The organism is Pseudomonas tehranensis (genome assembly GCF_014268615.1).
Taxonomy (GTDB): domain Bacteria; phylum Pseudomonadota; class Gammaproteobacteria; order Pseudomonadales; family Pseudomonadaceae; genus Aquipseudomonas; species Aquipseudomonas tehranensis.
Map to the genome: position 1 here is coordinate 1 of NZ_JABWQV010000153.1, position 11532 is coordinate 11532.

The following is an 11532-nucleotide window of genomic DNA, read 5'->3' on the forward strand; positions in this document are numbered from 1 at the left end:
CCACAGGCTTGTACAACCGGGACCGTATGTCCCTCTACATATTTCCAAAGGCCCTGAACACGCCGATCATGGCCGGGCCGATGGCGACCAGGAAGAAACTTGGCCAGAGGCAGAAGATCAGCGGAAAGATCAGCTTGGTGCCGATCTTGGCCCCCATTTCCTCGGCCGCCTGGGTGCGCCGGTCACGGAACTCATCGGCGTAGATACGCAGGGTGTCGGCCACGCTGGTACCGAAGCGAATGCTCTGGGCCAGCAGGCTGACCAGGCCCTGGATATCCTCCAGACCGGTGCGCAGGGCCAGTTGCTTGAGAGCGTCGGTGCTGGTGATACCTGCGCGGATCTGCGCGTTCACCAAGGCCAGCTCTTCGGCCAGCTCAACCTGGCTGACCGACATCTCTTCCGCCACCCGTTCTATGGTGGTGGGCAGGGCCAGGCCTGACTCGACGCACACCACCATCAGGTCCAGCGCATCGGGAAATGCCGCCCGCAGGCGCGCTTGTCGCGCCTGCTTGCGCTTGCCGACGTACAGCGCCGGCAGCAACCATCCAATACCTGCCATCAAGGTCGCCACCAGCAAACCGACAATCAAGGACACCTTGATCAGCGGCAGCAGCAGTAACGTAACGCCAAGCAGCAGTAACGGCAGCATCAGGCGTACGGCCCAATACATCTGCACCGCCGACGCGGAACGGTAGCCGGCGTGGGTGAGCAGGGTCAGGGTAGCGCTGGCCTGGGTCGGGTCAGTCGCGGCGAAACGCTGGCCGACCCGCTCCAGCAAGAGTTGCAGGTTACCTGGCGCCTCCTGCCCTTGCGCACTGCCGGAATACCCCCGTTTGATCAGCGCCAGACGCCGTTGCACCGGATCCTGCAGGCCGAGCATCAGCAGGATCATGGCGACGACCGCCAGTACCGTACTGAGGCCGATCACGGCGATGAACAACAGCCGTGCCATTTCTTCGCTTCCGGTAAACCGACTGAACAACCCGAGCAGAAAATCCATGACTGATACCTCTCGCCGCGAGGGCGCTTAAACCTGGATCCGGATGATTTTTCGTATCCAGAGAATCCCCAACAACATGGCGCCGAACGCGAACATGATCAGCTTGTGGCCTATAGGGTCATTGATCAGCACCGGCATGTAGCTGGGGCTTGTGAGCACGATGGCGATCGCCAGCACGAAGGGGATCGCCACCAGCACCCAGGCCGACATGCGCCCTTCCGCCGACAAGGTGCGGATCTTGCGCTGGAAGCGGAAGCGCCCGCGGATCAAGCGGCTCAGGCGCTCCAGCACTTCGGTCAGATTGCCGCCGGTTTCGCGGTGGATAAGTATGGAGGTCACCAGCATCATCACCGTCATGCTTGGCATGCGCTCCAACAGGCCGAGCATGGCCCGGCGCACATCGTTGCCATAGTTGATGTCGGCGAAGGTCATACCGAACTCCTGGGCGACCGGCCCCTTGTGCTCCTCGGCGACCAGACGCAGGGTTTCGTTGAACGGGTGCCCGGCGCGCAAGGCCCGGCACATGGCGTCCAGCGCGTCCGGCAAACCTTCCTCGAAGGCGGCGAAACGCTTGCTGCGGTCGCGCATGATTTTCAGCACCGGCAACCAGGTCACCACAGAGGCCACCAGCAGCGCCACCCACCATACCGGCCAGAACATCAGCACCACGGCACCGGCCGCCACGCCCAGAGCTAGGCCGAGCATCATCACCCGATAGGCCCGGTATTCGTGGCCGGCCTGCTCGATCAACTGGGTCAGGTTGGCCATGAACGGCAACTGTTCAAGCCGGGCTTCCAGGGGCGACAAGCGCGTCAGGTACTTCTGCCGCAACACGGTCTGCATGTTGGGCAGATGGTTGGCTTTCTCCAGCACATGCAGGCGCCCACGGATGCGCTTGCGCATTTTGCCGGCCTCGCCGAACACCGGCACCACCACCCCCTGGGACAGGAGGAAGACGGCGATGAACACCATGGCAAGAAAAATCAGGATGAACTCGCTGGGGATGTTGTTCATGACGACCGAGCCTCCATCCACTCAGGACGGAACAGAGTCAGCGGCAACTCGATGCCGCGCCTGGCCAACACGTCGCGAAAGGCCGGGATCATCCCGCTGGGCCGATAATCACCCAGCACCTCGCCGTTTTCCCCGATGCCTTGGCGCGTGAAAGAGAAAATTTCGGTCATGGTGATGATCTCCCCTTCCATGCCGTTGATCTCTTGCATGCTCACCACACGTCGTTTGCCGTCTTCTTGACGCTCCAACTGGATCACCACATCGATGGCAGAGGCAATTTGTTGACGCATGGCCTTGATCGGAAAAGTCGCGCCGGTCATCGACACCATGTTCTCGATTCGCCCCAAGGCATCGCGCGCGGTGTTAGCGTGGATCGTGGTCAGGGAGCCGTCGTGGCCGGTGTTCATGGCAGTGAGCATGTCCAGCGCTTCGGCGCCACGCACTTCGCCGATGACAATGCGGTCCGGACGCATCCGCAGGCTGTTACGCACCAGTTCCCGCTGGCTCACCTCGCCGCGCCCCTCGATGTTCGAAGGCCGGGTTTCCAGACGTACCACGTGAGGTTGTTGCAGTTGCAGTTCGGCCGAATCCTCGATGGTGACGATACGTTCGTTGTGGGGGATGAAACTGGACAGCACGTTGAGCATGGTGGTCTTGCCACTGCCGGTGCCTCCGGAAATCAGCACGTTCAGGCGCCCACGGACAATCGCCTTGAGCAACAAGGCAATGGCTGGGGTCATGGTGCCCACCTGGATCAGGCTGTCGGTGTTGAGCAGGTCCACCGCGAAGCGCCGGATCGACATGCTCGGACCGTCGATGGCCAGCGGCGGGATGATTGCGTTGACCCGCGAGCCGTCCTTGAGTCGGGCATCCACCAGGGGTGACGACTCATCGATGCGTCGCCCCAGGCTGGAGACGATACGGTCAATGATGTTCAGCAGATGCTGGTCGTCGCGAAAGCGCACGTCGGTTCTTTGCAGCTTACCGAAGCGTTCGACATAGACCGAGGCGAAACCGTTGACCAGGATATCGGACACGCTATGGTCGGCCAGCAACGGCTCCAAAGGCCCCAGCCCTAGCACTTCGTCGGTGATCTGCTTGATGATCAACTGACGGCTGGCCGAGCTTACCGGCGCCGAATGCTCATCGAGCAAACGCTGGCAAATATCGCGTATCTGTCTCGTGGCTTCGGCCTGCTCAAGGGAGTCGAGCAAGGACAGGTCCATGACCTTGAGCAGTTGCTGGTAGATTTTTTCCCGCCATTGGGCTTCCACCGGGGTGACCTGGCTACGGGTTTCGTAGAGCACGTCGGGAATGGCATGCTCCCAGGCCATCAATTGCTCTGTCGGATCCGGCAGGCTGTCGCCAGTCAGCTCAATGGCAGGTTTACCGGACTGTTTACGCAAGCGGTTGCGGAAGTCGCTGATCATGGGTCATCCCCCGAAAAAACGGTTGAAGGCACGTTTGAGCAGGCCTTTGTCTGCGGCCATCTGGTGACCGACCAGGTCTTCGGTCAAATCGCGCAGGGCAACGGTGATGGCCGCCCTCGGCGCATGCAGCCCCAACGGCACGCCAGTGTTCTGACTCTGGCTGACCAGGTTGAAGTCATTGGGTAATTTCGACAGGTTGGTGCACCGCAGGGCTTCGGCGACATCCTTGAGGCTGACCGCGGCCGCCTTGTCATAGCGATTGACCACCACCTGCAACTGGTCTGCGCGTATGCCCAGGTCCTCGCGAAGGATCCGCACCAGGGCGCTGGCATCGCGCAGATGGCTGACACTTTGTTGAACCACCACGTAGACCCGGTCGACCTGCTCCAGCACGGAGCCGGTGAGGTGGTCGATCTGCCGCGGCAGGTCCACTACCACCCAGTCATAGCTGGCACGGGCCAATTGCAACAGGGCGTCGAGTTGTTCGGGCTGAGCGTCCTGTGGCAGGCACAACTCGCCGCTGCGGCCACCCAGCACGTGCAGGGTCGGACTGAAGTGACTGCAAAAACCCCGCAAGGCGATACTGTCCAGGTCTTCGACCTGTTGCAGCACTTGCAGATGGCTATGGGACTGGGCCACATCCAGATAATGGGTGACGCTGCCAAACTGCAGGTCCATATCCAGCAACAGGGTGGTACCTGCCTGGGCGCTGAGTTGCTGGGCCAGGTTGCAGGCCACCAGGGTTGCACCGGAACCACCCTTGGCGCTGATCACGGCGACCAGCTTGCCTTCGGCACCCTGGCCGACGCGGACCTCCGCCACCAGACGATTCAGGGCGGCCACCAGCTCCGTCTCGGCGAAGGGCTCTGGCAGCACGTCCCGGGCACCGGCCTGCATTGCCAGCCGCATGCCTTCCTGCTCGCCCATCAGACCGCATACCAGCATCGGTGGACGCTCATGGGCCGGACGCTGCAGCAACGCCGCCAGCTCTTCGCGCCACAAGTGACTGACCCGCAACAGCAGCAGGTCGGGCATTCGCTCCAGACCATAAAGCGGATCGACATGGCCGTTGCTCACCAGGCGCGTGCTCACTTCCAGGCAAGGCATGCGCTGGCAGACGCATTGCAGGTCGCGCAGGGACGAAGCGTCACGACTGCTGATCAGTAGCCGCAGCCCGGCTTTGCCGGTAACGGTCGACAGTGGAGTTTCCCTGGTATTCAGCATGGTGTGATCTCCCCGGAATCGGAATGACGCCCAAGGCTTTCGCGTGGCAAGGTCGCCCTGAATGTGGGCAAGGTAATGGGCACGCCAAACCCGGGAATGAACAGATTGAAAACGAAGTTCTGCACGCTCAACTGCACGTAACGGATCGCGCGAAAGCCATTGGCGCTGACCGTGTCGGCGGGGTTCGCCACCACGGCGCCGTTCACATCCAGATAGGTCAGCGCCAGGTTCGAAGTGGCGAGGCTGCTGATCAGTTGGCTGGTACCTGAATCTGTCGCGGCATTGAAGATGGCGCGGCGCAACACCACCGGATCGTTGATATTGCACACCGCCGCCAGCCGCGCGCCGCGTCGCGCGGCTTCATCCAAGGCATTGGCGGTGAAATACAGCCGGCCCATTTCCACCACGCCGAACAGCAGGATGAACACCAGCAGGCCGACAAAGGCGAATTCCACGATGTAGGTGCCTTGCATGTGCTTGTTGTTCATCACAACGCCCTCATGACGGTGGTCGCCACCAGTGGGATGCCCAGGGCAATGGCATTGCCGAAGAAACCGGGAATTGTTCCACCGCAATTGCCTGCGCCAATCACCGGGCAAAAGGTGTAGGTGATGGTGACACGCACATGATCAACACCCACCGCGGCGACCTCCACGTTCGCCGTGGTCAAACCGGCCACCACCGCGGCGCCGGCCTGACTCGGAGTGCCATACACCGCGACGTTTTTCGTCTGGGTCTGCAGCGTGTTGTTCAGGGCGATGGTGCCCAGGGTGGTATTCCAGGCCTGGCTGGCGACGAATCGATTGGCATCACGGCTGGCCTGTAGCAGCACGTTGTATTGAAAGAGCATGCGGCCGAACTCGCCAAAGGCCAGCAACAGCAGCAGCAACAACGGCAGTACCAGGGTGAATTCCACCAGCGCCACGCCTTGCTGGGCCTGCGCTGCTTTGAAATGGGCAAGTCGCATGACGCCTCCTACGAGTCGGTGCTCGGAGTGCCGCTGCCGTTGAGATAGGTTTTGTAGAGCTGAATGACCTGCGGCCCGGTATCGCTGACCGGCGTGGGGCCAGGCACGTTATCGCCTTCGCATTCCTGAACGAACTGGCCAAAGATGATGGAGTCCGAACCTCCACCATTAACCGGTTGCACGACGAAATAGCAGCCAAACCCCAGGACGGGAATCGAGGTTGAGCCGCTCAGTTTGCCGGTGCAGTCACCGATCACGATCTTGAGCATCCGCCGCTCGAAAACCCCGTTGCTTTCACAGCCGCTACCGGCCCCGGCCACGCAAGCGGCGACTGCCGTTTTCCAGTCGTTGTAGTCCAGTATTGCCTCACCAGCGCCACTGAGATCGCCATTGTTCGAGGTGATGGGCTGTCCTTTGTATTGCGCCTGGGAGAGCGCGTCGTCATAGGTCATCGCCGGGTTGCTCGATGTAGTGACCAGGTCCGGTGGATAGTCCGAAGCGCTGACCGGACCGTTATAGATACCGAATCGCGTATTCAAGCCTTGGGACGTCGGGCCGGCTTTGTTGCCCGGCGCGGTCTGGACGTTGTCCCCGACACTGCGGCAGATGGAACCGCCGCCCGCCAGGTCTTCGCGCACCGCGCTGCCGCCGGAGCCGAAATCGAGCAGTTGGAAATTGCCTGGTCCAATGGGCGATGTGTTGCCCGCGGCCGTCTTCAGCACCGTCAGGTCGCCAAAGCGATAACTCCAGAAATTTCCGGCAGCCGGGTCGTATTGACTGGTGTCGCCGCAGACCATCAAGGGCGCGAGATCACACGGAGCCGTGGGGCTGGGGCCTGCGGTGGCGATCGCCGCCACGGCCTTATTGCCCAGGCCGGCACTGCCCATCGTTTGAACGAAACTCCAGAAAAAACCGCTCAACTGATAACTGGACACTGACACGCGTACGTACTTGGCATCCGACGGCCCGGGATAGGAAAACGGGCCATAGACGCTGCTGGCCAGCTCCACTGCGGCGAACGCACCCGGGTTGCCGGCGACGGCGGTTGCCAGTTCAGCGTTGCCCGCGGCGTCAGCATTTCGTGTCAGCGTGTCCAGGGCGGCGGCCCGAGTCGTACTGGCCATGTTGAGCCCCCCCGCCACCTGGCTCAGGGTCTTGGCGCCGCTCAAGGCGGCGGCATCCACGGCATTTTGCAGACGGGTCTTGTTGAGCAACATGTGTCCGCCATCCAGGGCCAATGCCGCCATCATGGAAATCGCCATTAACGCGATCACCATCAATACACTCACTGCTCCTTCCTGGCGCCGAGGCGTCGCAGTGACAGGCTGCCGGATACTGGGATTCATGATCGAGCCCTCGTTTGCCGACGCGTGAGGATCGGCATTGCCATGGCCGAAGGACCAGGCATTTTTTCTACGCGTTTCAGTGAACGTTGACGACGCTGCTTTCAACTCCACGGATTACCGTGATCCCGCTGCTCTGCGCTTTGGGGCTGCGCTGCACCACGGGCCATGGCACCACAGCGGTCGCCGCCGCCATCACCGGAGCCGGAGGGGGCGCCACGACCACGGCTTTTTTCTCCAGGTTCAGCGGATTACGCAAGGCCAGCTGCAACTTGCCTTCGGTCTGCGCAGTCACCAGGGCCTCTGCTTCAGCGGCCGACATTTCCAGCGTTACGGCCCGCACCACCACCGGCTGGGTCTTGTCGGTGCCCGCAGTCTGATCCACCGCCAGCACCCGCAGGTTTTCAAGGATGGTCCGGGACACAGCGTTGTTACTGCCGGCGCTGGTGGTCTTGGTAGCCAGCACGTCGACCCGGTTCCCCGGCAACAGGAAGCCCCCCACACCGACCACATCATCGACCCGTACCGATATGGCGCGTTTGTCAGGATCGATCAGCGACGCCAGGGTGCTGCCACCCAAATGCTCACTCAGACGCGCGCCCCGCACGATGTCACCGCGCAGAATGTCGAACGTCGCGATCTTGCCTACGGCCTGTTCGCTGGAGTCAAAGGCATCGTCCGGGATCGTATCCATGGGCATGCGCACGGTGGTGACCTGCTGGGCCTCGACCATCTGCCCGAAGGCAATTGGCACGGTGGCAACCACCACGCTGCGCAAATGGTCATCGGGTTTGGCGTTAAGTCGTGCGCTCAGCCAGGAGTCAGCCATCCATGCGGCACCCAGGCCCATGACCAGGGAAACGCCAATCAGCGAAAACGTACGAGAGCTCATGTTGGTATCTCCGATTCAAAGGAAGTCGAGCTGAACGAAGTAGTTGTGCCAGGCCCATTCCAGCTCTTGCGGCAACAGGGGCCCGGAACCGCCCAGGTAACGCTGGCGGTCGAGCGCCATGTTCAACAGGTCGCGGGGATGGCAAGGCACCAGCGGCATGCCCTCGCCCGCATAAAGCTGCTGCAGCACATAGCGCACCAGCAGCGGGTCATGGGGGATGCCCAGGCGTTCGCACTCCTGGCGCCAGATGCGCTCGTATTCTTCGGGCTTGAGGTAACCGAATTGCACCTTGTAGCCAATGCGGCGCAGAAAGGCTTCGTCGGCCAGTTCCAGGGGGTTGAGGTTGGTGGAAAACACCAGGACCAGATCGAACGGCAACTCGCAATGGCGACCACCGCCCAGGTTGATGAAGTCGCGCTTCTCTTCCATCGGCACGATCCAGCGATTGAGCAATTCGGCCGGGGCCATGCGCTGGCGTCCCATGTCATCTATGATGAACAGGCCGTTGCTGGCCTTGAGCTGCAACGCGGCCTGGTACTGGCGGGTAAAGGGGTCGTAGCGAACATCCAGCTGCTCCATGTTCAACTCACCGCCCGTGATGACAATCGGGCGTTTGCAGCACAGCAGCCGACGGTCGATGCCTTCATTGAGCATCAGATTGTTCGATTGGCCCTTGTCATCCAGGCGCTGATGCACCTGCGGGTCGTAGATCTCGATCACCGACTCGTTGATGACGATGGCATGGGGCACCCAGATGGCCTCGGCGAACAGACGGATAAGACGGCTGCTGACATAGGTCTTACCGGTGCCTGCGGGGCCATAAATCATGATCGCCCGCCCTGAATTCAGCGCCACCCCCAACTGATCGAGCATGCCTTGCGACAGCACCATGCCGGCCAGGGCTCGTTGCATGTCGGTGGCGGTGATACGACCATGGTGAATGGTCTGGATCTTGATCAGGGACCGGTAGGTACTCACCGGAAAAGGTGCCGCACCGATGTAGCCACTGCGAGACAGGGCGTCGCGAGCGGCACTGCGGCCGCGTTCGGTCAGGCCGTAACGCAAGGCCTGTACACTCGTTTGCCCGAGCTGGCCGAGCACTTCGACGCGACCGTCCTTGCGCAGGAACGCCAGGACTTCTTCCAGCACCGCGCCGGTCAGCGCCAGGCGCTCCACCAGCCGCGTCATGTCCAGTACACCAGCGTCGTGCAGATGCTTGCAGACCAGCTCGCCGAGAAAACTGTCAGTCAGGCCGGTGTCTTGAATCGTGCATGGCTGAGGGGCCAGGCGTTGCACCGCTTCCCGTTCACTAGGGTAGGCATCACTATCGTTGATGACGTGCATGACTAGACTCCCCAGCCATCGGCAATCAGCTGCCAGTAGACGCTGTTCAAGGTGCCGATCAGGATCGCGATCGAATAAGGAAAAGGTTTGCCGGCCACTTCATCCGCGGTAGGTGCCAGGTAAGCCTGGGCCCGCACGATCAGCCAGTAACGCTGCAGGGTCTGGAGCAACTGACCGCGGGCCAGCACGATCAGAAAACCGCACACACCACCGGCGATCAGACTGAACAGCGCAGCCCACAATGCGTAATGAACCGGCAGGAAACTGCCCACCATGGCCATCAACTTGACGTCACCGGCGGCCATGCCACCCACCGCATACATGGGTAAAAACAGCGCGAAACAGACCAGCATGCCCAGCAGGCTATCGCCCGTTCCGCTGATCCCGCCTGTATAAGTTTGACCGGCCAAGCCCAAGGCCAGGCCCAACAGGACCAGCGTGTTGGGGATGCGGTGGCGGAGCAAGTCGCTCACCACCGCCACGCCCAGCAGTCCCAGCAGCAGTACCGTCGACACCAGCAATTCCATGGACATGGCGCGTCTCCCTGTTGCAGTTATCGTTAGCAGGCCACGTTGCCGTTGACGGCCTGGCACAGCGCACGGATCTTGGTGTCCACCGCGCCGCCCAGAAGGACGAAGGCTGCCGCCACCAACACCGTGATCAAACCTCCCGCGACGGCGTATTCAACAATGGTCAAGCCATCTTCATCTTTGGCGAACCGGCTGATCGAAGTTCTTATTGTGTGCAGAGTCATTTTCTTCACCTCACCTTTGAATAAAGGCTGTACCGCCATGAACTAAGTTGTCGGGGACAACGCCAAGTCCATTTGAGTGATTCGTTGTACTCACAGCAAAAGAGTCGCAAGCGACGCTTCCTTGAAAGACGCCGTGTCCCCACGCCGTTGTCGCTGTCAGCAGGCGACGTTGCCGTTGACGGCCTGGCACAGCGCGCGGATCTTGGTATTCACGGCACCGCCCAGAAGCACAAAGGCGGCGGCCACCAACACCGTGATCAACCCACCGGCCACGGCGTATTCCACAATGGTCAGGCCGTCTTCATCTTTGGCGAACTTCAGCACCGAAGCCTTGATTGTTTGAAGAGTCATTTTGCGCACCTCATCAGGGTTGTTTTCAGGGGCAGTACATTTGCAACTGCCTGATGCAACCCTAGTCAGCGGGTGGGGATAGCCGTTAGGAGGATTTTGCACATCGCTAGGATTATTTTGCGGGGGGAGCCAGGCACGCCTTGCGATTGCAACTCGCAACGATTCGCGCTCTGCCGTTCTGAGCCTGTGGCGCTTAAAAAAACGGCTTTTATAAAAAAATTATTCGGCGAAGTGATGGCACATTGGCAATACTGCAAGCTTAAGGGCAGTCATCACGCTGAGTGGTAGGCACATGATCTCGAGTCTGACCAGAAAGCCAAAGCTGTTGTGGTTCGATCTGACTCACGATCGGTCCACCCAGGAACTTGTCAGCCAGTTCGAGGACACTTGCGACTGCACCCAGGCAAAAGATGCCCTGCTGCCCGGCGGGGAACAGGCAGACATGATCTGCATCCATTTCGATCGCCCGGATACGCCGGGCCTGCGGCGGCTGCTGGAGATCAAGCGCACCGTCCCTGCCACGCCCATCACCATGTTCACCGTGCAGCACTCCGAAGAACTGGCGGTCTGGGCCATGCGCTCAAGTGTGTGGGAATACATGGTACTGCCCCTGTCAGCCACGGAGAGGAAGCGCTACCTGACTGCCCTGGTGCAATTATGCGAGTTACGCCGCCACACCTGTGGCCCGCGCAAGACGTCGCTGATCGACCACGCTCCAACCCTGCCGGACAGCATCCGCCTGACCTCGGGGCACCAGAAACACCAGGCCCTGAGCCATATCATGCTGTACATCGACCAGCATTTTCGCGACAGCATCGATCAGCGGGACCTGGCCAAGCGATGCGGCATGACCACGTTTCGCTTCAGCCGTGTGTTCAAGGAAGCCAACGGACTTGGTTTCACCGATTACGTGCTGAACAAACGCATGAGCTTTGCCAAGGAACTGCTCGACAATAGCCAGATGCCTATCACCAGCATCGGCTATGAGGCCGGGTTCAAGGATCCCTCCTACTTCGCCCGCGCCTTCAAGCAGTACGCCAACTGCACACCCAGTGAATACCGCCTGGCGCGGCAGATGCGAACAATGATTCCCGCTCCCGATCTACCGGAAAACGAGCGTGCAGACGCACTTGAGAGCCTGGTGGAGAGCCTCGAAGATTGAAGCGTGCTTTTTCACGGACGAAAAAAAACGCCGCTCAATGAGCGGCGTTTT

At 60.8% G+C, this 11532-nt stretch carries 13 protein-coding genes; 1 reads left to right on the forward strand and 12 read right to left on the reverse strand.

Annotated features, from left to right (window positions below):
* Positions 1-34: 34 nt before the first annotated feature.
* From HU811_RS18970 to HU811_RS19025, 12 genes are all read right to left on the reverse strand, one after another.
* Complete coding sequence (locus HU811_RS18970) at positions 35-1000, reverse strand: type II secretion system F family protein (protein ID WP_092458694.1); 966 nt, start codon at positions 998-1000, stop codon at positions 35-37.
* A 27-nt stretch (positions 1001-1027) separates the two neighbouring features.
* On the reverse strand, positions 1028-2014 hold the full coding sequence (locus HU811_RS18975; protein WP_186657474.1) for a type II secretion system F family protein: 987 nt from the start codon (positions 2012-2014) through the stop codon (positions 1028-1030).
* Positions 2011-3444, reverse strand: coding sequence for a TadA family conjugal transfer-associated ATPase (locus HU811_RS18980; RefSeq protein ID WP_092400095.1), 1434 nt, complete (start codon positions 3442-3444; stop codon positions 2011-2013). Before HU811_RS18980 ends, HU811_RS18975 begins: the two co-directional genes overlap by 4 nt.
* Before the next feature lie 3 nt (positions 3445-3447).
* The gene (locus HU811_RS18985) at positions 3448-4668 is read right to left on the reverse strand and encodes an AAA family ATPase (protein ID WP_186657476.1); all 1221 of its coding nucleotides are present in this window, start codon (positions 4666-4668) and stop codon (positions 3448-3450) included.
* Positions 4662-5156: a TadE family protein gene (locus tag HU811_RS18990; protein ID WP_092400099.1), complete on the reverse strand. Its 495-nt coding sequence runs from the start codon at positions 5154-5156 to the stop codon at positions 4662-4664. Before HU811_RS18990 ends, HU811_RS18985 begins: the two co-directional genes overlap by 7 nt.
* Positions 5156-5635, reverse strand: coding sequence for a TadE/TadG family type IV pilus assembly protein (locus HU811_RS18995; protein ID WP_092400101.1), 480 nt, complete (start codon positions 5633-5635; stop codon positions 5156-5158). The genes HU811_RS18990 and HU811_RS18995 overlap by 1 nt, the downstream gene beginning before the upstream one ends.
* 8 nt (positions 5636-5643) lie before the next feature.
* Entirely contained in the window at positions 5644-6981 is a 1338-nt protein-coding gene (locus HU811_RS19000; RefSeq protein WP_189674170.1) for a TadE/TadG family type IV pilus assembly protein, read from the reverse strand.
* A gap of 76 nt (positions 6982-7057) precedes the next feature.
* The gene (cpaB, locus tag HU811_RS19005; protein WP_186657478.1) at positions 7058-7870 is read right to left on the reverse strand and encodes a Flp pilus assembly protein CpaB; all 813 of its coding nucleotides are present in this window, start codon (positions 7868-7870) and stop codon (positions 7058-7060) included.
* 15 nt (positions 7871-7885) lie between these two features.
* A complete protein-coding gene (locus HU811_RS19010; protein ID WP_092400105.1) occupies positions 7886-9214 on the reverse strand; it encodes a DUF8689 domain-containing protein in 1329 nt (442 codons plus the stop codon).
* A gap of 2 nt (positions 9215-9216) precedes the next feature.
* Positions 9217-9747 (reverse strand): A24 family peptidase, encoded by a 531-nt coding sequence (locus HU811_RS19015; RefSeq protein WP_047228159.1) that lies wholly within the window; start codon positions 9745-9747, stop codon positions 9217-9219.
* Between the two features lie 26 nt (positions 9748-9773).
* Complete coding sequence (locus HU811_RS19020) at positions 9774-9968, reverse strand: Flp family type IVb pilin (RefSeq protein ID WP_047228300.1); 195 nt, start codon at positions 9966-9968, stop codon at positions 9774-9776.
* 156 nt (positions 9969-10124) lie between these two features.
* On the reverse strand, positions 10125-10319 hold the full coding sequence (locus HU811_RS19025; protein ID WP_008070254.1) for a Flp family type IVb pilin: 195 nt from the start codon (positions 10317-10319) through the stop codon (positions 10125-10127).
* A 292-nt stretch (positions 10320-10611) separates the two neighbouring features.
* Here HU811_RS19025 and HU811_RS19030 point away from each other — a divergent pair, with 292 nt between their 5' ends.
* On the forward strand, positions 10612-11481 hold the full coding sequence (locus HU811_RS19030) for a response regulator transcription factor (protein ID WP_186657480.1): 870 nt from the start codon (positions 10612-10614) through the stop codon (positions 11479-11481).
* Positions 11482-11532: the final 51 nt, after the last annotated feature.